Consider the following 19,478-nt stretch of genomic DNA (forward strand, 5'->3'; position numbering starts at 1 on the left):
AAGACGGGACTCGGGAGCGTCGGGCGATGTCTGGCGCCGGCCGGTTGGGCCGGCGACCAGCGACGACGTCGAACGGTCTGCCCTGGACAACGACTTCGGACCGGCCGACTCGGCCGGGACACCCGACTGAACACCCGACTGAGCGACGAGCCACGCGAGTCGATCCGCGGCAACGTTCGTGGCGTAGCGGCACCATCCGTCGCCGTTGCGTCAAGGGCAAGGACGGCCGAGCCGTCCACACGAGCAAGGGTTCTCATTTGATGTCGAGGACCATGAGCCTCGCCGCGCGGAGTCGACGCCACTCATCCGGTACCGGCCGACGGCCGGAACACCTCGGAGAACCGCGCCGTCTCCCGGTCCCCGACGTCAGGGATGCCGCGCTGAACCGGCTGACCGCGCAGGAGTGATCGGCCGCTCCGCCCCTCGGTGACCGCCGCGGCCGCGAAGCGTGTGCCCGACAAGCCTGCGGCAGCGAAACCCGCGCCCTCGGAGGCTGCGACCGCGAAGCCCACGGTCGGGCGTACGCGTGGGGCGGAGCGGTAGCGCTCCGTCGGCCCGCCGGACATACGCGAGCCCCCGGATCACGTCCCCGCGCGAGGCGGGGCGGCGTGAGCCGGGGGCGAAGTGCGGAGCCGCGTGTTGACGCGGGCCGGCCGCGGAGCCGTGTGTTCATGTAGGGCACGAGCAGTTCCGGGCCCGAGGGGCTCGGCCGGAGGCGCCGTGCTCTCTGGCTCGTGGGCAAAGCCCGGTCCTGATCGACGCTCGATCGGCATCCGGGAGACCGGTGACCGGGAGGTCGGAGCAGCGCCGGCGGTCGGAGCTACGCGTTCGCGCGGGCCGCCATGCGGGCCTTGCGGGTGGCGAGCTTCTCGTCGAACTTCGAGGCCTCCGAGTCGAGACCGCCCATGAAGAGGCCGAGCTCCTCCTGGGCCTTGAGGCCCTCGGGGCCGAGGCCGTCCATCTCCAGGACCCTGAGGTGGCGCAGCACGGGCTGGAGCACGTCGTCGTGGTGGATGCGCATGTTGTAGACCTCGCCGATGGCCATCTGCGCGGCCATGCGCTCGAAGCCGGGCATGCCGTGACCGGGCATCCGGAAGTTGACCACGACATCGCGGACGGCCTGCATGGTCAGGTCGGGGGCGAGCTCGAACGCGGCCTTCAGGAGGTTGCGGTAGAAGACCATGTGAAGGTTCTCGTCGGTCGCGATGCGCGCCAGCATGCGGTCGCAGACCGGGTCGCCCGACTGGTGACCGGTGTTGCGGTGCGAGATGCGGGTCGCCAGCTCCTGGAAGGCGACGTACGCGACCGAGTGCAGCATCGAGTGGCGGTTGTCCGACTCGAAGCCCTCGCTCATGTGGAGCATCCGGAACGCTTCGAGCTTGTCCGGGTCCACCGCGCGCGAGGCGAGAAGGTAGTCGCGCATCACGATGCCGTGCCGGCCCTCCTCCGCCGTCCAGCGGTGCACCCAGGTGCCCCAGGCGCCGTCACGGCCGAAGAGAGAGGCGATCTCGTGGTGGTAGCTCGGGAGGTTGTCCTCGGTGAGGAGGTTGACCACCAGGGCGATGCGGCCGATCTCGGTGACCTTGGACTGCTCCTTGTCCCAGGCCTCGCCGTCCTCGAAGATCCCGGGGAAGTTCCGGCCGTCGCTGAAGGGCACGTACTCGTGCGGCATCCAGTCCTTGGCCACCTTCAGGTGACGGTTCAGCTCCGTCTCGACGACTTCCTCCAGCGCGTACAGCAGGCGAGCGTCGGTCCAGGCGGCTGCCGGGCTGCCGAGGTCAGGAGAAGTGATCGTCACGGGTACTCCAGGGAGGGACGGGAAAGCGAGCGGAACACCTAACCTACGGCATCGTAGGCTACGTCTCCGTAGGTTACGCCTCCGTAGGTTAAGAACCCTGTAAAGGTCGCTGATCTGCGGTGTTACAGGCGAGGGCGCGCACTTTCCGGCCCACACCGGAGGACGCCCTGGACGCCGAGGTCCCAGGGCCGGACGGATGTATCGCTCACTCGTTCAGACGTACAGCTCCCGAAGTCTTACTGAGAGACACGTCACACACCCTTCGAGCTTCTCGAACTCGCTGATGTCCACCAGGACCGGTTCGTGGCCGAGGTCCGCGAGCAGTTCCGCGGTCTTCGGGGCGCCCGCCGACATCAGGAGCTTGCCGCCGCCCAGGAGGACGACATGCGCCCCGGACTCCTCCGGGACCGCCAGGAAGCGCGGGAAGAGCGAGGGGGTGTCCACGAGCGGCTCGTGCCCGATCACCGTCCCGTCGGGCAGCGCGGTGACCGCCGACTTCAGATGCAGCACCTTGCTGACGGGGACGGCGACGACCCGCGCCCCGAGCGGTTCGAAGACCGCTCGCAGCTGCTGGACCCCGGCCGCGTTCGTGCGGCCGCCACGGCCCACATAGATCGTGTCGCCCACCTTCAGGATGTCGCCGCCGTCGAGGGTGCCCGGCTCCCAGATCCAGTTCACCGAGCAGCCGAGCCGTGCCACGGCCTCCTCGACCCCCGGAGTCTCGGCGCGCCGGGACTCGGCACCCGGGCGGGCGATCAGGGCGACGTTGCGGAAGACGACGACGGCGTCCTCGACGAACACCGAGTCCGGGCAGTCCTCCGCCGGGTCGACCTCGACGGTCTCCCAGCCGTGCGTGCGCAGCGCCTCGGTGTACGCCTCCCACTGCTCGACCGCGAGGTCGACGTCCACCGTCGTGCGCTCCATGTGGGTCACCAGCCCCTCGGCGAGGCGGGGGCTGGGCCGGCGTACGAGCGCTTTCTGACTGGGCACGGGTGGGTCTCCGAATCGGCAGGGGGTGTCGGCGCAACATCATGCAGCGCGGTTCGCGCGCGCAAAAGCCCCCCGGCCTGACGTCGGGCGCCACCCCCGACGCTAGGCCGCCTCCGCTCCCCGCACTAGGAGGAATACCCGACAGTTTCCGGCGCGATTTCTTTCAGTTCTCCTCCTTCCAACAGCAGCCGTCGCGTGATGCCGATCGACTCCAGGAACGGCATGTCGTGGCTGGCGACGATCAGAGCCCCTTCGTACGACTCCAGGGCCGTGGTGAGCTGGCGGACGCTCGCCATGTCGAGGTTGTTCGTCGGCTCGTCGAGCATCAGGAGCTGCGGCGCGGGGTCGGCCAGCATCAGAGCCGCGAGCGCCGCGCGGAAGCGTTCGCCGCCGGAGAGCGTCGCCGCCCGCTGGTCGGCCTTCGCGCCCTTGAACAGGAAGCGGGCCAGACGCGCCCGGATCCGGTTGTTGGTGGCGGCGGGCGCGTACCGGGCCACGTTCTCGGCGACGGTGCGCTCGTCGTCGAGAACGTCGAGCCGCTGCGGCAGGAAGCGCAGGGGCACATGGGCGTGCGCCTCACCGGACACGGCGTCCAGCTCCCCGGCGATCGTGCGCAGGAGCGTCGTCTTGCCCGCTCCGTTGCGCCCGGTGAGCGCGATGCGTTCGGGTCCGCGCAGATCGAACACGCCGTCCACCCGTGCGCCGTATCTCAGCTCCAGCCGGTCGAGGGTGAGGACGGTGCGCCCCGGCGGTACGGCCGTGTACGGCAGGTCGATCCGGATCTCGTCGTCGTCCCGTACGGCCTCCACCGCCTCGTCGAGACGCTCCTTCGCCTCGCTGAGCTTCTCCTCGTGCATGATGTGGTGCTTGCCCGCGGACTCCTGGGCCGCCCGCTTGCGCGCACCCATGACGATCTTCGGCTCGCGTTTCTGCTCGAACATCTTCTGGCCGTACCGCTTGCGCCGGGCCAACTTGACCTGTGCGTCCACCAGTTCGCGTTTCTGCTTCTTCAGATCGGACTCGGCGACGCGCACCATGCGCTCAGCCGCCTCCTGTTCGCCGGCGAGCGCTTCCTCGTACGCGGAGAAGTTCCCGCCGTACCAGGTGACCTCGCCGGACCGCAGATCGGCGATCTGGTCGACCAGGTCCAGCAGTTCACGGTCGTGGCTGACCACGACCATGACCCCGGACCAGGCCTCCACGGCCGCGTACAGCCGCTGTCGCGCGTACAGGTCGAGGTTGTTGGTGGGTTCGTCGAGGAGGAGGACGTCGGGCCGGCGCAGCAGGAGCGCGGCCAGCCGCAGCAGCACCGACTCGCCGCCGGACACCTCGCCGATCGTGCGGTCCAACTCGATGTGTCCGAGACCGAGTTCGCCGAGGGTCGCGCGGGCCCGCTCCTCGACGTCCCAGTCGTCGCCGACGACTTCGAAGTGCTCCTCGGCCACGTCGCCCGCCTCGATCGCGTGCAGGGCGGCGCGGACCGCGGAGATTCCGAGAGCCTCGTCGACCCGCAGGGCGGTGTCGAGGGTGACGTTCTGCGGCAGATGGCCGACCTCGCCCGCGACCCGGACGGTGCCGTCGGCCGGGGCGAGTTCTCCGGCGATCAGCTTCAACAAGGTTGACTTACCGGATCCGTTGGCCCCGACGAGCCCGGTGATGCCAGGTCCGACGGCGACCTGGAGGTCGTCGAAGACCTCGGTGCCGTCCGGCCAGGCGAAGGACAGGGAGGTGCACGTTACGGAGGTGGGGAACGCTGACATGAGAGCCTCGCGGTTGCTGGATGCGGTCGGGGGTACGCGTACGGGACACCGCGAGGCGACGACGATCCAGTTCGGAGGAGAGCGAGAAGAAGGCTCCGCACCCAAGGACGGCTCGAACGCCGAGGTCGCACGCTGCGCACACGCGGGCCGGACAGATCACAGATCCGGCTGTGTGTGACGCGGTGTCTCAGACCTCAGACGAGCAACGTCCTTCTCCATTCGACGGCAACAGAACCGCTGAACACCGTACGGGCGGCCCACTGGGCTGTCAAAGGATTAGACGCGCCCCCGACGAACCAAGGAGACCTCGTGCCGAACGGCCCGCTCTCGTTGCCCGCCCGGCTCTACCTCCTGGCCTGGGACACCTCGAAACGGAAGATCACCGGGTCCACCCACCTCCATCACCTGGTGCGCGCCGGCGCCCTCACCGAGCTCGCACAGCGCGGGCTGCTCGTCGACGACGACGGCATCGTCACCCCCGTGGACGCGGACTCCAGGACGGGAGACCTCGTCCTCGACGGGCTCCTGGAACTCGTGTCGGAGTCCCGGCCCCGCAGGTGGAAGCCCTGGGTCACCTCGTGGGCCAGGGTCACCCTGGACGCCGTACGCGCCCAGCTCGCCGCCGAGGGATATCTGCGGGCGGAGAAGAAGCGGGTCCTCGGGATCTTCCCCTCCGTGGAGTACGAGCTGGACCGGGTGCCCGCCGTGGAGGCCCTGCGCGCGGAGGCGCGACAGGTGCTGGGGGGACCGGTGCCCGTCGCCGACGTCTGCGACCGCGACGCGGCCCTCGTGGCCCTCGCCACCGCGGCCGAGCTCCGCACCCTCGCGTCGCCCAAGGACCGCAGGCTCCACAAGGCCCGCATCGACGAACTCACCGAACGCAGCGGCGCGGCGGCTCCTGCCCTGAGGAAGGTCATCCAGGAGGTCCGTACGGCGGTGATCGTGGCGGCCACGACAGCCACGACAGCCACGACAGCGACGACCACGGCCGCGACCACCGCGAACTGAACGGACACGGGCCGAGGCGCCCCCGCGGGAACGCGAGTTCCCGCGGGGGCCCGTCCGCGGCCACGGCGGGGGCCGTCTTTGACGGGCCCCCGTCTGTGGCCCCGGGGTTCCAGGACGGCGGCCTGCCCCACATGCATGTCGGATTCCCGCCAGCCCCCGTCGCGCGGACCGTGCTTGGGTTCTCTCCATGACCAAAACCGAGCAGCTCCGCGAAACCGCCCGCGCCTTCCGCGCCCTGCATGTCCCGGGCCGCCCCCTCGTCCTGCCGAACGCCTGGGACGCCGCGAGCGCCAGGATCGTCGAGGAGGCCGGCGCGGCGGCCGTGGCGACGACCAGCGCGGGGCTCGCCTGGGCACTGGGCGCGGCGGACGGGGACCGGCTGGACAGGGAGGTCGCGCTCGCGGCCGTCGCGCGGATCGCCGCCGCGGTCGGGGTGCCGGTCAGCGCGGACATCGAGAGCGGGTACGCGCCCAACGCACAGGGAGTGGGGGACACCGTCCGCGCGGTGCTCGCGGCGGGCGCCGTGGGCGTGAACATCGAGGATGCCCTCTATGGGGAGGGCGCCGGGCCGCTGCGCCCGGTGGACGAGCAGGCGGAGCGCATCGCTGCGGTCCGCGCGGCAGCCGACGCCGCGGACGTGCCGCTGTTCGTCAATGCCCGCATCGACACGTTTCTGCGCGGCGCGGGCGGGATGGAGGAGACCCTGGAGAGGGCTGCCGCGTTCCTGGCCGCGGGAGCCGACGGCGTCTTCGTCCCCGGAACCGTCGATCCGGCGACCGTGAAGGCGCTCGTCGAGGGCATCGACGGCCCCCTGAACATCCTGGTGGGCCCCGGAGCGCCGTCCGTCGGCGAGCTGGCCGCTCTCGGAGTGGCCCGGATCAGCGCGGGTTCGAGCATCGCGGTGGCCGCGTATGCCCTGGTCCGGCGGGCCGCGCGGGAGCTGCTGGGCACGGGATCCTACGAGACGCCGACCGGCGGGCTCGACTACGCCGGGCTCAACACCCTGATGCGCCGCGTCGGTTGAAGACCCTGAAGGTACCTGCGCCGTGTTGGCTGAAGGTGCTGAAGGTACCAGCGCCGCTTCAGCAGGTGCCCCGCATGAGTTCCGCCAGATCGTGGTCCAGGTCCACCTGGAGGTGCTCCAGGCCGACCGGCACCAACTCGGTGGTCTGCTGCAGGAAGTTCCGCACCTCGCCGGAGCGGATGTGCACCACGGCGGTGCCCTCGGGGGCGTGGAACTCCAGCACGGTGCGGTCGTATCCGTACGGCCGCACCCGTACGTCTCCGACCCCCACCGAGTCGTCGAGGCCCGACACGAGCAGCTCGCGGGCGAAGGTCCAGCAGACCTCCACGCCTTCGAGCGTGGCGGGGGCCGGGAAGGTCATGCGGACGGCGAACGGGTCGGTCCGGTCGTAGTGGAGCGTGGCCGGAATGCTCGGCATCCGCGGCGCGGCGGCGACGAGGCGGGCCTCTACGGGCTGCTCGATGACGGTGGACAACGCCTTGCTCCCTTGTGACGGCTGAACGAACTCCGGGCGGATGAAGCCGGTCAATTGAAGAGACGGAAGAATGACCCGGCGCGTGCACCTCTGAGCCGAGTGACCTCTGTCACCGAAGTCATGCACCGGGGAGATCCACTTACCCCGGCCATGGTGATCTCTTTCCGTTCCGCACTCACCCGACACCGAAGAGGACACCCGAGCGGGCTCCGGGGTTCCCGCGGGAGGCCATATAGACGCCATCGGGCGAGTGGACTAGCTTCGCCCGCCATGAGGGGCTTGGGGAAGACGAGACGTACGAGCCGGACGGTCGGCGTGGGACTGGGGGCGGCCGCACTCGCCGCGGCGCTCGCGGTGGCGGTGCCGGCGCAGGCGCACGAGGCGGCACGGACCACCCCGCACTGGGCGCTCAAAAGCAGCGGTACAGACGTACGGTTCCGTGGACTGTCGGCCGTCAGCAGGGACACCGCGTGGGTGGCCGGCTCGAAGGGCACCGTGCTGCGCACCACCGACGGCGGCGCGCTCTGGCGGAACGTGTCGCCGCCCGGGACGGCGGACCTGGAGTTCCGCGACATAGAGGCGTTCGACGCGCGGCGCGCGGTGGTCCTGGCCATCGGGGAGGGCGAGGCGTCCCGCGTCTACCGGACCGAGGACGGCGGCGCCACCTGGACCGAGTCCTTCCGCAACACCGACCCCAAGGCCTTCTACGACTGCCTCACCTTCCTCGACCGGCGGCACGGCCTGGCGGTGAGCGACCCGGTGGACGGCAGGTTCCGCATCCTCTCGACCAGCGACGGCGGCCGCTCCTGGAAGGTGCTGCCCAGCGACGGGATGCCCGCCGCCGAGGACGGCGAGGCGGGCTTCGCCGCGAGCGGCCAGTGCCTGGTCGGTTCGGGGCCCCGCGATGTGTGGCTGGCCACGGGAGGGGGCGCCCGCGCGCGCGTGCTGCACTCCGCGGACCGCGGACTGACCTGGACCGCCGCCGACACGCCCGTACCCGCCGGCGATCCGGCGCGCGGTGTCTTCGCCCTCGCCTTCCGCGACCGCGTCCACGGACTCGCGGTCGGCGGCGACTACCGCGCCGACCAGGCCTCACCGCAGGCCGCCGCGACCAGCCTCGACGGAGGCCGCACCTGGACCACGGCCGCTCAGTCCCCGCCCGCCTACCGCTCCGGCGTCACCTGGCTTCCGCACAGCCGCACCGCCGCCCTCGCGGTCGGTCCCACCGGCACCGACCTGACGACCGACGGCGGCCGGACCTGGCGCACCCTCGACACCGGCTCGTACGACACTGTGGACTGCACCCCGGACCTGGGCTGCTGGGCCTCCGGCGAGAAGGGAAGGGTCGCCCGGCTGGAACGCTGAACCGTGCGCTGTCCGTCCGGGGCGCGCCCTTGGCCGCGCCCGGACAGCGCCCCGAATTCTGTCCGAATGCCGTCCGGATACGGGGTACTCGTACCGCGCAGGAAGGGAAGTGATCAGCAATGCCACGCGGTGCGAGCCCCAAGCGGGAACGTCAGTACGAACACATCAGGCAGAGCGCGCGAGATCGGGGCGAGAGCGAGAAGCGCGCCGAGGAGATCGCGGCACGCACGGTGAACAAGGAGCGTGCGCGCGCCGGCGAGTCGCGGACCGCGAGCCGCACGTCCGTCGAGGACATGTCGTCCGGTGAACGGGGTGGCAGGCGCTCGCACCAGGGCGCACAGGGGCCCACTTACGACCAGCTCTACGAGGAGGCCAGGCGGCACAATATCGAGGGCCGCTCGGGGATGAACAAGGAGCAGCTCCAGCGGGCGCTCGACCGGGGCTGAGCGCGGCGCTCAGCCGAGCGGCTCGCGGTACCGCTCGAGGCCGGGAGCCGTTTTCGTCGCGACGAACTCGGTGACGCGGTACGCGCACACGCCCGCCGTGACGAACGGGTCGCCCGCGGCGATCTCCTCGATCCGCGCCCGGTCGTCCGCGACGGCCAGGATCACGCCTCCGTCGCGGGGGTTCTTGCGCCCCGAGGCGATGAAGAACCCGGCCGCGTACTGCTCGTCGAGCCAGGCGACATGAGCATCAAGGACGGCGTCGACGGCTTCGAGCGGCGCGGTGTAGGTCAGCTCCAGTACGAACATGATCGCGAGCCTATCCCTGGCCCGCCGACCGGATGCCGTACCCCTTGACGAGTGGCCGGCATCCCCGTCCGAAGCGCGGCCCAAGCCCCTGGGGGCGAAGGTGTAAAGGAATCCTTGACGCGCTCGACCGTGTAAAGGCATCCTTTACATGTGACCGATTCCTCGCTGTCCCTCACGGCCGTATGCGCCCGGCTCGCCGAGCAGGCCTCGGCCCTGGCCGCCTCCATGGGCAGCCCGTTGACCCCACCGGCCTACCTCGACCTGGTGGGACGCGCCCAGGGCATCGATGCCCTGGGGGAACAGGTACTCAGGTTGTGCGTCCAGCAGTCCCGCGACGCCGGTCACACCTGGCAGGAGATCGGGGACCTGCTCGGAGTCACCCGCCAGGCCGCCTTCCAGCGGTTCGGCAAGCCCATCGACCCTCGCACCGGAGAACCCATGGACAAGACAGTGCGGATGACCGACGCCGCGGAACGCGCCCTCACGATCGTCACGGCCGTCCTCGAAGACCGCATGGACGACGCCCGGCCGTCGTTCAACGCGCAGGTCCTGGAGGCCTTCACCGACAAGGTCCGGGCCGACGGCCTGGCCACGGTCGCCGGACTGGTCGGCGCGTTCGAGGGCTTCGCGGAAGGTGAGCCGTTCGTCCGGAGGGTCGGCGACCACACCGTCGTCGACATCCCCCTGAACTACGAGGCCGGTGACATGAAGGCCCGGGTCGCGTTCGACGCCGACGAGAAGGTCGCCGGAATCTTCATCCTCGCGCCCGAGGTCCCGTGAGGTGTCCGTCCATATCCGCCCACATCCGTCCGCGACCAGGACGAGGATCCGCTGGCCCGCTGGCCCGCTGACCCGCAGACGGAAGCGGGTGATCGGCCCGCGATGAGCACCAGGAGATGCAGTTGAGCCACGAGAGTGCGACCCCCTATGACGACGGCGTGATCCGCTGCGACGAGCAGGGCCTCACCATCCGACGCTACTTCCCCTGGGGGGCGAAACGGATCCCCTACGCCTCGATCAGAGGAGTCACCACGCTTTCCCTGACCGGCGTGAACTCGGTGCGGAAGTGGCGCATCTGGGGCTCGGGTGACCTGGTCCACTGGTGGAACCTCGATCCGCGGCGCCCCGGGAAGCACATGGCACTCGTGATGGACGTCGGGCGTCGTGTGCGTCCCACGATCACTCCGGACGACCCGGACGCCGTCCAGCACATCATCGCCCAGCGCATCGGCGGCGGTTGATCGGGACAGCCGCCAGGGTTGATTGCAGTCGTTGGTTTTGCCTTCCCGGGACCGGGGCCGGGCCGAAAACCCGGCCCCGCCCAGGAAGACCTGAACTCATCTGCGACGCTCTTTCCCATCATGACCATCGTGAGGATCCCCGCGGGGTGGCCCGCCACCGAGGAACAAGCCCGGCTCGTGCAGGACGAGTTGCGCGAGCGCGTGGTGCTCGACGAACCGGGGCCGCCGCCCGGCACCGGCCGGGTCACGGGCGTCGACGTCGCCTACGACGACGAGCGGGACGTCGTGGTCGCGGCGGCCGTCGTCCTCGACGCGGCGACCCTCGACGTCGTGGCGGAGGCCACCGCCGTCGGCCGGGTCTCCTTCCCGTACGTCCCCGGACTGCTCGCCTTCCGCGAGATCCCGACCGTCCTGGCCGCGCTGGACGCCCTGCCCTGCCCGCCCGGCCTGGTCGTCTGCGACGGGTACGGACTCGCCCACCCGCGCCGTTTCGGCCTCGCCAGTCACCTCGGCGTCCTCACCGGGCTCCCCACGATCGGCGTCGCCAAGAACCCGTTCGCCTTCTCCTACGAGGAGCCCGGCGCCCGGCGCGGCAGCGTCGCGGCGCTGCTCGCCGGTACCGACGACGTGGGCCGCGCGCTGCGCACCCAGGACGGGATCAAGCCCGTGTTCGTGTCCGTCGGCCACCGCGTGGACCTCGACAACGCCTGCGCGCACACCCTCGCGCTCACCCCGAAGTACCGCCTGCCGGAATCCACCCGGCGCGCGGACTCCCTGTGCAGGCGGGCTCTCCAGGAGGCAACTGCCTGACGTCTTCGGACTGTTGGCAGGCCCGACGTCCCTCACCCGCCGGCCGGCCCGACGTCCGTCACGCGCCGACCGCCCGATCCTCCCACCGGCCGGCCCGCCCGATGTCTCCCATGTGTCGGCCGGGACGGTCTGAGTACGTGTTCTGAGTACTCGTACGGATGCATGAAGTCGCCATGATCGGCAAGCTGATCCGTATGACCACGCACCGTGCCCCGAGACCCGCCGCCGACCCCGCTCGGCCCGCCGGACGCGCCGTGACGGCCGCACTGGTCCTCGCCGTTCCGGCCGGACTCGCCTGGATGGGCGGGATGATCTACACGGTCATGGCCTGGGCGTCGTGAGGGTCGCCCGACCCTCACGCCCGCCTCGCACCCACCGGAGTACCCGGCCCTTCGGGATTCTGCCGGGTCCCACCGGACTTCCCGGCCCTACCGGACCGCCGCCACCCGGAAGGTGATCCCCGCCGCGCTGAGCCGTTCCAGCAGCGCGTCGCCCATCGCCACCGCCGGTGTGACCTGACCGGATGTCTTCGGCAGCTCGTCGAGGGCCAGGGCCAGCGCCGACTCGGCGAGCATCTTCGCGGTCTCGTCGTAGCCGGGGTCGCCACCCGTGACCTCGGTGAACACGCGTCGGCCGCCGCCCTCGCCCACGAAGCGCACCGAGAACCAGCTCTTCGCGCGGCGCGCGGCGCTCGGCCCCTCGCCCGGCTTGATCCGGTCGGACAACCAGCGGCGCGCGGGCGGCAGCTGGGCGGCGGCGAAGACCGCGCTCACCCCGGCGACTCCGCCGAGGGCCACGGGCAACCGCTCGACGGCCGCGTAATGGCGGTAGCGGAAGTCCGGCCCGTACCGCGCCAGGGCCCGCGCCGAACGCTGCACCACCTGGGCGTCGATCGTGGGCAGCGGCAGGGCCCACGCCCCGACCTCCGCGGCGAACCGCGGCGCCCCCAGCGGGGCCGTGACCCGCCGCCCCATCAGGCGCGGCTCGTGGTGCCTGCGCTCCCGCGCCGCGGCGAGCATGTGCCGGCCACGGGCGAACTGGTTGAGCGCGGAGGCGAAGGTGCCGCCCGAGAACATCGCCTGGGAGCGCACGAATCCGTCCACCCTCAGCGGCACGTCCTCAGGGAGCTGCCGCACGGTGAAGTAGGCGCCCAGGTCGTGCGGGATCGAGTCGAAGCCGCAGGCGTGCACGAGCCGCGCGCCCGTCTCCCGCGCGCGTGCGTCGTGCCGGACGTACATCAGGTCCACGAACTCGGGCTCGCCCGTCAGGTCCAGGTAGTCGGTCCCGGCATCCGCGCAGGCGGCCACCAGGTCCTCCCCGTAGGTGATGTACGGCCCCACCGTCGTGGCCACCACGCGCGCGTGGCGGGCGAGTTCGCGTACCGAGTCCGGGTCCGTCACGTCCGCCCGCAGCACACCGGGTGCGCCGCCGAGCCGCTCCCGCAGTCGTTCCAGCTTCTCCGCGCTGCGTCCCGCGATCGCCCATCGGAGTCCCTCGGGCGCGTGAGCGGCCAGGTACTCCGCGGTGAGTTCCCCGACGAACCCCGTGGCTCCGAAGAGCACGATGTCGTACGCGCGGTCCGACTCGATCAGCCTGCTCATGACACCCTCCGCACTGTGGGCTGCGCTCGATCGTGCGGTGCCTGCCCGCCACGTCGTGCGCGAAGCGCCGTTGTCGGTGGCTGAGGCTAGCGTGAGGTACGAACAGTCGGACGACGAGGTCGCACGAACAGGCCGGAGGCAGCCGTGGCCGTGTCGAAAAACGCGCTGAAAAAGTGGCAGAAGGTGCGCGAGTTCGCGCTCGGCCTGCCCGGCGCCACGGAGGAGTTCCCCTGGGGCGAGACCGTCGCGAAGGTCAACAAGAAGGTCTTCGTCTTCCTCGGCCTCGAGGACGGCAGTTACCCCCTGGGCCTCACCGTGAAGCTCAAGGACGAGGCGGCACACGCCCACGCGCTCACCTCACCCGGTGCGGAGCCCGCCGGATACGGCCTGGGCAAGGCCGGCTGGGTGCGCGTGCCCATGGAGGAGCAGGGGGCCCCCGCGGCGGAGCTGCTCTGCGACTGGGTCGAGGAGAGCTATCGCGTGATAGCGCCCAAGAAGCTGATCGCGGAACTGGACCAGCGCCGATGGCGGAATCGGGCCGGCGTGATTGCGGAACTGGACCAGGGCTGATCGCGGAGCTGGATCAGGGCCGGTCGCGGAAATGGGTCGGTGCTGGTCGCGGTACGGGAATTTAACTAAGCGCTTGCTCGCCAGGGGCTTGCCCGGAGTGGAACACGTTCTTAACATCGCTGATGTCACATCAGTGGTGTCACAGTGCTGGGGGCTTGATGACAGCGGCAGGAACACCGGGACACGGCCCGCTCACCGGGGTGCGCGTGGTCGAGCTGGCGGGCATCGGCCCCGGCCCGTTCGCCGCCATGCTGCTCGCCGACCTCGGAGCGGACGTCGTCCGGGTGGACCGGCCCGGCGGGGCCGGGATCGGGGTCGATCCGGCCTACGACATCACCAACCGCAACAAGCGGTCCGTGATCATCGACCTCAAGGCCGAGGACGGGGCGGCCGGCGTTCTCGACCTGGCCGAACGGGCCGACATCCTGATCGAGGGCTACCGCCCCGGCGTCGCCGAGCGCCTCGGTGTCGGCCCCGAGGCCTGCCGTGACCGCAACCCGAGGCTCGTCTACGGCCGGATGACCGGGTGGGGCCAGGAAGGCCCGCTCGCCGACCGCGCCGGGCACGACATCGCCTACATCGCGCTCACCGGCACCCTCGGAATGATCGGCGAGCCGGACGAGCCGCCGGCGGTCCCCGCCAACCTCCTCGGCGACTACGCGGGCGGCTCCCTCTATCTCGTCGTCGGCGTCCTCGCCGCCCTGAACCACGCGCGCGCGACCGGCGCCGGGCAGGTCGTGGACGCGGCCATCGTCGACGGCGCCGCGCACCTCTCCACGATGATCCACGGCATGATGGCCGCGGGCGGCTGGCAGGACCGGCGCCGCGCCAACCTCCTCGACGGCGGCTGCCCGTACTACGGTACCTACGAGACGGCCGACGGCCGGCACATGGCGGTCGGCCCCCTGGAGCGGCGGTTCTACGACGAGTTCGTCGAACTGCTCGGCATCCCCGAACTCGGCCCCGCCCGCCAGGACCCGGCCCGCTGGGAGGAGCTGCGCGAGGGCGTCGCCGCCCGCTTCAGGACCCGTACGAGAGACGAGTGGACCGCCGTCTTCGAGGGCTCCGACGCGTGCGTGGCGCCGGTCCTGTCGCTGCGCGAGGCGCCCGGGCACCCGCACCTCGCCGCGCGCGGCACCTTCGTGGACCACGGCGGCATCACCCAGCCGGCCCCCGCGCCGCGCTTCTCGGCCACCCCCACCTCGGTCCGCGGCGGCCCCGCCCAACCGGGCGCCCACACCGCGGACGTGGCCCGTGACTGGGACGTACCCCGGCTGACGAAGGACGGCGGTTGATGGAGCTCACCCGACCGCCCGCCCGCGGCGAGGACCCGGCCCGTACGCACCCTCGCGAGCCCCAGGAGCACGCTCCACGAGGGTTCCCCGGTATGAACTCCAGGAAGGCGTTTCCCGCATGAAGCGGCAGATCTTCACCGCCGAGCACGACGCGTTCCGCGAGACCGTGCGCACCTTCCTCGCCAAGGAGGTGCTGCCCCACTACGAGCAGTGGGAGAAGGACGGCATCGTCTCGCGCGACGCCTGGCGGGCGGCCGGTAAGCAGGGCCTGCTCGGACTCGCCGTGCCCGAGGAGTACGGGGGCGGCGGCACCACCGACTTCCGCTACAGCGCCGTACTCGCCGAGGAGTTCACGCGCGCGGGAGCGGCGGGTCTCGCCCTCGGACTGCACAACGACATCATCGGGCCGTATCTGACGGGCCTCGCCACCGAGGAGCAGAAGCGGCGCTGGCTGCCCGGTTTCTGTGACGGCTCGATCGTCACGGCGATCGCGATGACCGAACCCGGCGCCGGATCCGACCTTCAGGGGATCACGACCCACGCCGAGGACAAGGGCGACCACTTCCTGCTCAACGGCTCCAAGACCTTCATCTCCAACGGCATCCTCGCCGACCTGGTGATCGTCGTCGCGAAGACCACGCCCGAAGGCGGTGCGCGCGGGCTGTCGTTGCTCGTCGTCGAGCGCGGCGCGGAGGGCTTCGAGCGCGGCCGCAATCTCGACAAGATCGGGCAGAAGTCGCAGGACACCGCCGAGTTGTTCTTCAACGACGTGCGCGTACCCAAGGAGAACCTGCTCGGAGAGCTGAACGGCGCGTTCATCCACCTGATGACGAACCTCGCGCAGGAGCGCATGGGCATCGCCGTCGCCGGGATCGCCGCCGCCGAGCACCTGCTGGAGATCACCACGCAGTACGTGAAGGAGCGCGAGGCCTTCGGGCGGCCGCTCGCCAGACTCCAGCACATCCGCTTCGAGATAGCCGAGATGGCCACAGAGTGCGCCGTCACCCGCACCTTCCTCGACCGCTGCATCGTCGACCACTCGAACGGCGAACTCGACGCGGTGCACGCCTCGATGGCCAAGTGGTGGGCGACCGAACTGCAGAAGCGGGTGGCCGACCGGTGCCTCCAACTGCACGGCGGCTACGGCTACATGACGGAGTACCGGGTCGCCCGGGCCTTCACCGACGGACGCATCCAGACCATCTACGGCGGGACGACCGAGATCATGAAGGAGATCATCGGCCGTTCCCTGCTCGGCTAACCCTCCCCGAAAGGCTTACCAGTGAGCACCGAAGCGTACGTGTACGACGCGATCCGCACTCCGCGCGGTCGTGGCAAGCAGAACGGCGCCCTGCACGGAACCAAGCCCATCGATCTGGTCGTCGGGCTCATCCACGAGGTGCAGCGGCGCTTCCCGGGCCTCGACCCGGCCGCCATCGACGACATCGTGCTCGGCGTCGTCGGCCCGGTCGGCGACCAGGGCTCCGACATCGCCCGTATCTCGGCGATCGCCGCCGGACTGCCCGACACGGTGGCCGGCGTCCAGGAGAACCGCTTCTGTGCCTCCGGCCTGGAAGCCGTCAACCTGGCCGCGATGAAGATCCGTTCGGGCTGGGAGGACCTGGTGCTCGCGGGCGGCGTCGAGTCGATGTCGCGGGTGCCGATGGCCTCGGACGGCGGCGCGTGGTTCGCCGACCCGATGACCAACCTCGCCACCAACTTCGTGCCGCAGGGCATTGGCGCCGACCTCATCGCCACCATCGAGGGCTTCTCGCGTCGCGACGTCGACGAGTACGCGGCCCTCTCCCAGGAGCGTGCCGCCGCGGCAGTGAAGGACGGCCGCTTCGAGAAGTCCGTCGTCCCGGTCAAGGACCGCAGCGGTCTCACGGTCCTCGACCACGACGAGTTCCTGCGTCCGGGCACGACCGCCGACTCGCTCGCCAGGCTGAAGCCGTCGTTCGCCGACATCGGCGAACTGGGCGGCTTCGACGCCGTGGCGCTGCAGAAGTACCACTGGGTCGAGCGGATCGACCACGTCCACCACGCGGGCAACTCGTCCGGCATCGTCGACGGCGCCTCGCTCGTCGCCATCGGCTCCCGCGAGGTCGGCGAGCGCTACGGCCTCACCCCGCGCGCGCGGATCGTCTCCGCCGCCGTCTCCGGCTCCGAGCCCACCATCATGCTCACCGGGCCCGCGCCCGCGACGCGCAAGGCGCTCGCCAAGGCCGGTCTGACCATCGACGACATCGACCTCGTCGAGATCAACGAGGCCTTCGCGGCCGTCGTCCTGCGCTTCGTGAAGGACATGGGCCTGTCGCTGGACAAGGTCAACGTCAACGGCGGCGCCATCGCGCTCGGCCACCCCCTCGGCGCCACCGGCGCGATGATCCTCGGCACCCTCGTCGACGAGCTGGAGCGCCAGGACAAGCGGTACGGCCTCGCCACCCTGTGCGTGGGCGGCGGCATGGGCATCGCCACGATCGTCGAGCGCGTCTGACCTCCCCAACGGATCAAGGATCTACGGAGCATCCCCTGATGAGCACTGAGCCCACCACCATCCGCTGGGAACAGGACGAGACCGGCGTCGTCACCCTCGTCCTCGACGACCCCAACCAGTCCGCGAACACCATGAACCAGGCGTTCCGCGCTTCCCTCGCAGCGATCACCGACCGCCTGGAAGCCGAGAAGGACTCGATCCGGGGCGTCATCTTCACCTCCGCCAAGAAGACCTTCTTCGCGGGCGGCGACCTGCGCGACCTCATCCGGGTCACCCCCGAGACCGCCCAGGACCTCTTCGACGGCGGCCTCGCCATCAAGCGCGACCTGCGCCGCATCGAGACCCTGGGCAAGCCGGTCGTCGCCGCGATCAACGGCGCGGCCCTGGGCGGCGGCTTCGAGCTCGCCCTCGCCTGCCACCACCGGGTCGCCCTCGACACCTCCGGCACCAAGATCGGCTGCCCCGAGGTCACCCTCGGCCTGCTCCCCGGAGGCGGCGGAGTCGTCCGCACCGTACGGCTGCTGGGCATCGCCGACGCCCTGCTGAAGGTCCTCCTCCAGGGCACGCAGTACAACGCGACGCGCGCCAGGGACAACGGCCTCGTCCACGAGGTGGCCGCCACCCCCGAGGAACTGCTCGCCAAGGCCCGCGCGTTCATCGACGCCAACCCCGAATCCCAGCAGCCCTGGGACAAGCCGGGCTACCGCATCCCGGGCGGCACCCCGGCCAACCCGAAGTTCGCGGCCAACCTGCCCGCCTTCCCCGCCAGCCTGCGCAAGCAGACCAACGGCGCGCCCTACCCGGCCCCGCGGAACATCCTCGCGGCCGCCGTCGAGGGCTCTCAGGTCGACTTCGAGACGGCCCAGGTCATCGAGGCCCGCTACTTCGTCGAGCTGGCCGCGGGCCAGACCTCGAAGAACATGATCCAGGCCTTCTTCTTCGACCTCCAGGCCGTCAACTCCGGCGCCAACCGCCCCCAGGGCATCGAGCCGCGCCCGGTCCGCAGGGTCGCCGTCCTCGGCGCCGGAATGATGGGCGCGGGCATCGCCTACTCGTGCGCCCGCGCGGGCATCGACGTCGTCCTCAAGGACGTCACGGCGGACGCGGCGGCCAAGGGCAAGGCGTACTCCGAGAAGCTCTGCGCCAAGGCCGTCTCCCGGGGACGTACGACCCAGGAGAAGGCCGACGAGCTGCTCGCCCGCATCACGCCCACCGCCGACCCGAACGACCTCGCGGGCTGCGACGCCGTCATCGAGGCCGTCTTCGAGGACACCTCGCTCAAGCACAAGGTTTTCCAGGAGATCCAGAACATCGTCGAGCCCGACGCCCTGCTCTGCTCCAATACCTCGACGCTGCCCATCACGGCGCTCGCCGAAGGCGTGGAGCGGCAGGAGGACTTCATTGGGCTGCACTTCTTCTCGCCCGTCGACAAGATGCCGCTCGTCGAGATCATCAAGGGCGAGCGCACCGGCGACGAGGCACTGGCCCGCGCCTTCGACCTCGTACGGCAGATCAAGAAGACCCCGATCGTCGTGAACGACTCGCGCGGCTTCTTCACCTCCCGGGTCATCGGGCACTTCATCAACGAGGGCGTCGCGATGGTCGGCGAGGGCATCGAGCCCGCCTCCGTCGAGCAGGCGGCCGCCCAGGCCGGCTACCCGGCCAAGGTGCTCTCCCTGATGGACGAGCTGACGCTCACCCTGCCGCGCAAGATCCGCAAGGAGTCCAAGCAGGCCGTCGAGGAAGCGGGCGGCATCTGGGAGACCCACCCGGCCGAGGCCGTCATCGACCGCATGGTGGACGAGTTCGGGCGCCCCGGACGCAGCGGCGGCGCGGGCTTCTACGAGTACGCCGAGGACGGCAAACGCGGCCTGCTGTGGCCGGGGCTGCGCGAGCATTTCGGGGGTTTCGGGGGTCGCCCCCCGGGCCAGCACGGCACGAAGGCGGGGTACGAGATCCCGTTCGAGGACATGAAGGAGCGCATGCTCTTCTCCGAGGCGCTGGACACCGTCCGGCTCCTGGAGGAAGGCGTCCTGACCTCGGTCGCCGACGCCAACATCGGTTCCGTCTTCGGGATCGGCTTCCCGGGCTGGACCGGCGGTGTCCTGCAGTACATCAACGGCTACGAGGGTGCTTCCGGCACCGGACCGGCCGGATTCGTGGCCCGCGCGCGGGAGCTCGCCGAGCGCTACGGAGACCGTTTCCTGCCGCCGACGCTGCTCGTCGAGAAGGCGGAGAAGGGCGAGCGGTTCACCGACGCGTCCTGACCCGGCACACGACACCCGCGGGCCC

General features: G+C 70.8%; 20 protein-coding genes. 13 read left to right on the forward strand and 7 right to left on the reverse strand.

The window, feature by feature from the left end:
* Positions 1-302: 302 nt before the first annotated feature.
* The 4 genes from ACFYR3_RS23315 to ACFYR3_RS23330 form a co-directional block, all read right to left on the reverse strand.
* Positions 303-566: a hypothetical protein gene (locus ACFYR3_RS23315; RefSeq protein ID WP_389284653.1), complete on the reverse strand. Its 264-nt coding sequence runs from the start codon at positions 564-566 to the stop codon at positions 303-305.
* 254 nt (positions 567-820) lie between these two features.
* Positions 821-1,798: an acyl-ACP desaturase gene (locus ACFYR3_RS23320; protein ID WP_355857053.1), complete on the reverse strand. Its 978-nt coding sequence runs from the start codon at positions 1,796-1,798 to the stop codon at positions 821-823.
* A gap of 213 nt (positions 1,799-2,011) precedes the next feature.
* Positions 2,012-2,788, reverse strand: a complete 777-nt coding sequence (gene ddaH / locus ACFYR3_RS23325) for a dimethylargininase (RefSeq protein WP_356783273.1) — start codon at positions 2,786-2,788, stop codon at positions 2,012-2,014.
* 125 nt (positions 2,789-2,913) lie between these two features.
* The gene (locus ACFYR3_RS23330; protein WP_389284654.1) at positions 2,914-4,548 is read right to left on the reverse strand and encodes an ABC-F family ATP-binding cassette domain-containing protein; all 1,635 of its coding nucleotides are present in this window, start codon (positions 4,546-4,548) and stop codon (positions 2,914-2,916) included.
* A gap of 309 nt (positions 4,549-4,857) precedes the next feature.
* Here ACFYR3_RS23330 and ACFYR3_RS23335 point away from each other — a divergent pair, with 309 nt between their 5' ends.
* Together ACFYR3_RS23335 and ACFYR3_RS23340 are read left to right on the forward strand one after the other, a co-directional pair.
* Positions 4,858-5,556, forward strand: a complete 699-nt coding sequence (locus ACFYR3_RS23335) for a GPP34 family phosphoprotein (protein ID WP_389284655.1) — start codon at positions 4,858-4,860, stop codon at positions 5,554-5,556.
* 187 nt (positions 5,557-5,743) lie between these two features.
* Positions 5,744-6,580, forward strand: a complete 837-nt coding sequence (locus ACFYR3_RS23340; RefSeq protein WP_389284656.1) for an isocitrate lyase/phosphoenolpyruvate mutase family protein — start codon at positions 5,744-5,746, stop codon at positions 6,578-6,580.
* Between the two features lie 58 nt (positions 6,581-6,638).
* Here the strand turns inward: ACFYR3_RS23340 and ACFYR3_RS23345 are convergent, their stop codons facing one another.
* Complete coding sequence (locus ACFYR3_RS23345; RefSeq protein WP_355857068.1) at positions 6,639-7,055, reverse strand: SsgA family sporulation/cell division regulator; 417 nt, start codon at positions 7,053-7,055, stop codon at positions 6,639-6,641.
* A gap of 270 nt (positions 7,056-7,325) precedes the next feature.
* Here ACFYR3_RS23345 and ACFYR3_RS23350 point away from each other — a divergent pair, with 270 nt between their 5' ends.
* Together ACFYR3_RS23350 and ACFYR3_RS23355 are read left to right on the forward strand one after the other, a co-directional pair.
* Positions 7,326-8,420 (forward strand): WD40/YVTN/BNR-like repeat-containing protein, encoded by a 1,095-nt coding sequence (locus tag ACFYR3_RS23350; RefSeq protein WP_389284657.1) that lies wholly within the window; start codon positions 7,326-7,328, stop codon positions 8,418-8,420.
* A gap of 119 nt (positions 8,421-8,539) precedes the next feature.
* Positions 8,540-8,866: a plasmid stabilization protein gene (locus ACFYR3_RS23355; protein ID WP_355857074.1), complete on the forward strand. Its 327-nt coding sequence runs from the start codon at positions 8,540-8,542 to the stop codon at positions 8,864-8,866.
* Between the two features lie 9 nt (positions 8,867-8,875).
* On the opposite strand, the gene ACFYR3_RS23360 is transcribed toward ACFYR3_RS23355, so the two are convergent.
* Positions 8,876-9,172 (reverse strand): YciI family protein, encoded by a 297-nt coding sequence (locus ACFYR3_RS23360; RefSeq protein ID WP_355857077.1) that lies wholly within the window; start codon positions 9,170-9,172, stop codon positions 8,876-8,878.
* 150 nt (positions 9,173-9,322) lie between these two features.
* Here ACFYR3_RS23360 and ACFYR3_RS23365 point away from each other — a divergent pair, with 150 nt between their 5' ends.
* From ACFYR3_RS23365 to mmpA, 4 genes are all read left to right on the forward strand, one after another.
* Positions 9,323-9,952, forward strand: a complete 630-nt coding sequence (locus tag ACFYR3_RS23365; RefSeq protein ID WP_355857080.1) for a DUF3887 domain-containing protein — start codon at positions 9,323-9,325, stop codon at positions 9,950-9,952.
* A gap of 122 nt (positions 9,953-10,074) precedes the next feature.
* Positions 10,075-10,413 carry a hypothetical protein gene (locus tag ACFYR3_RS23370; protein WP_355857083.1) on the forward strand — a complete coding sequence of 113 codons (339 nt, stop codon included), beginning with the start codon at positions 10,075-10,077 and terminating at the stop codon, positions 10,411-10,413.
* A gap of 120 nt (positions 10,414-10,533) precedes the next feature.
* A complete protein-coding gene (locus ACFYR3_RS23375; RefSeq protein WP_355857086.1) occupies positions 10,534-11,223 on the forward strand; it encodes an endonuclease V in 690 nt (229 codons plus the stop codon).
* Between the two features lie 194 nt (positions 11,224-11,417).
* Positions 11,418-11,564, forward strand: a complete 147-nt coding sequence (gene mmpA / locus ACFYR3_RS23380; RefSeq protein ID WP_389284698.1) for a morphogenic membrane protein MmpA — start codon at positions 11,418-11,420, stop codon at positions 11,562-11,564.
* An 87-nt stretch (positions 11,565-11,651) separates the two neighbouring features.
* On the opposite strand, the gene ACFYR3_RS23385 is transcribed toward mmpA, so the two are convergent.
* Positions 11,652-12,824, reverse strand: coding sequence for a saccharopine dehydrogenase NADP-binding domain-containing protein (locus tag ACFYR3_RS23385; RefSeq protein ID WP_355857092.1), 1,173 nt, complete (start codon positions 12,822-12,824; stop codon positions 11,652-11,654).
* Positions 12,825-12,968: 144 nt separating this feature from the next.
* Here ACFYR3_RS23385 and ACFYR3_RS23390 point away from each other — a divergent pair, with 144 nt between their 5' ends.
* The 5 genes from ACFYR3_RS23390 (at position 12,969) to ACFYR3_RS23410 (ending at position 19,453) form a co-directional block, all read left to right on the forward strand.
* Complete coding sequence (locus ACFYR3_RS23390) at positions 12,969-13,394, forward strand: MmcQ/YjbR family DNA-binding protein (RefSeq protein ID WP_355857094.1); 426 nt, start codon at positions 12,969-12,971, stop codon at positions 13,392-13,394.
* Between the two features lie 158 nt (positions 13,395-13,552).
* Positions 13,553-14,689: a CaiB/BaiF CoA transferase family protein gene (locus tag ACFYR3_RS23395; RefSeq protein ID WP_389284658.1), complete on the forward strand. Its 1,137-nt coding sequence runs from the start codon at positions 13,553-13,555 to the stop codon at positions 14,687-14,689.
* 118 nt (positions 14,690-14,807) lie between these two features.
* Positions 14,808-15,950: an acyl-CoA dehydrogenase family protein gene (locus ACFYR3_RS23400; RefSeq protein WP_356783287.1), complete on the forward strand. Its 1,143-nt coding sequence runs from the start codon at positions 14,808-14,810 to the stop codon at positions 15,948-15,950.
* A gap of 21 nt (positions 15,951-15,971) precedes the next feature.
* Positions 15,972-17,186 (forward strand): acetyl-CoA C-acetyltransferase, encoded by a 1,215-nt coding sequence (locus tag ACFYR3_RS23405; RefSeq protein ID WP_355857102.1) that lies wholly within the window; start codon positions 15,972-15,974, stop codon positions 17,184-17,186.
* Positions 17,187-17,224: 38 nt separating this feature from the next.
* Positions 17,225-19,453: a 3-hydroxyacyl-CoA dehydrogenase NAD-binding domain-containing protein gene (locus ACFYR3_RS23410; RefSeq protein ID WP_355857105.1), complete on the forward strand. Its 2,229-nt coding sequence runs from the start codon at positions 17,225-17,227 to the stop codon at positions 19,451-19,453.
* Positions 19,454-19,478 lie beyond the last annotated feature (25 nt).

Source organism: Streptomyces sp. NPDC005784, assembly GCF_042871525.1.
Classification (GTDB): domain Bacteria; phylum Actinomycetota; class Actinomycetes; order Streptomycetales; family Streptomycetaceae; genus Streptomyces.

Coding starts and splice junctions, on each gene's coding strand:
- ACFYR3_RS23315 (WP_389284653.1), bottom strand. CDS start 566: ATGTCCGGCGGGCCGACGGAGCGCTACCGCTCCGCCCCACGCGTACGC.
- ACFYR3_RS23330 (WP_389284654.1), bottom strand. CDS start 4,548: ATGTCAGCGTTCCCCACCTCCGTAACGTGCACCTCCCTGTCCTTCGCC.
- ACFYR3_RS23340 (WP_389284656.1), top strand. CDS start 5,744: ATGACCAAAACCGAGCAGCTCCGCGAAACCGCCCGCGCCTTCCGCGCC.
- ACFYR3_RS23350 (WP_389284657.1), top strand. CDS start 7,326: ATGAGGGGCTTGGGGAAGACGAGACGTACGAGCCGGACGGTCGGCGTG.
- ACFYR3_RS23355 (WP_355857074.1), top strand. CDS start 8,540: ATGCCACGCGGTGCGAGCCCCAAGCGGGAACGTCAGTACGAACACATC.
- ACFYR3_RS23360 (WP_355857077.1), bottom strand. CDS start 9,172: ATGTTCGTACTGGAGCTGACCTACACCGCGCCGCTCGAAGCCGTCGAC.
- ACFYR3_RS23375 (WP_355857086.1), top strand. CDS start 10,534: ATGACCATCGTGAGGATCCCCGCGGGGTGGCCCGCCACCGAGGAACAA.
- mmpA (WP_389284698.1), top strand. CDS start 11,418: ATGACCACGCACCGTGCCCCGAGACCCGCCGCCGACCCCGCTCGGCCC.
- ACFYR3_RS23385 (WP_355857092.1), bottom strand. CDS start 12,824: ATGAGCAGGCTGATCGAGTCGGACCGCGCGTACGACATCGTGCTCTTC.
- ACFYR3_RS23395 (WP_389284658.1), top strand. CDS start 13,553: ATGACAGCGGCAGGAACACCGGGACACGGCCCGCTCACCGGGGTGCGC.
- ACFYR3_RS23400 (WP_356783287.1), top strand. CDS start 14,808: ATGAAGCGGCAGATCTTCACCGCCGAGCACGACGCGTTCCGCGAGACC.
- ACFYR3_RS23410 (WP_355857105.1), top strand. CDS start 17,225: ATGAGCACTGAGCCCACCACCATCCGCTGGGAACAGGACGAGACCGGC.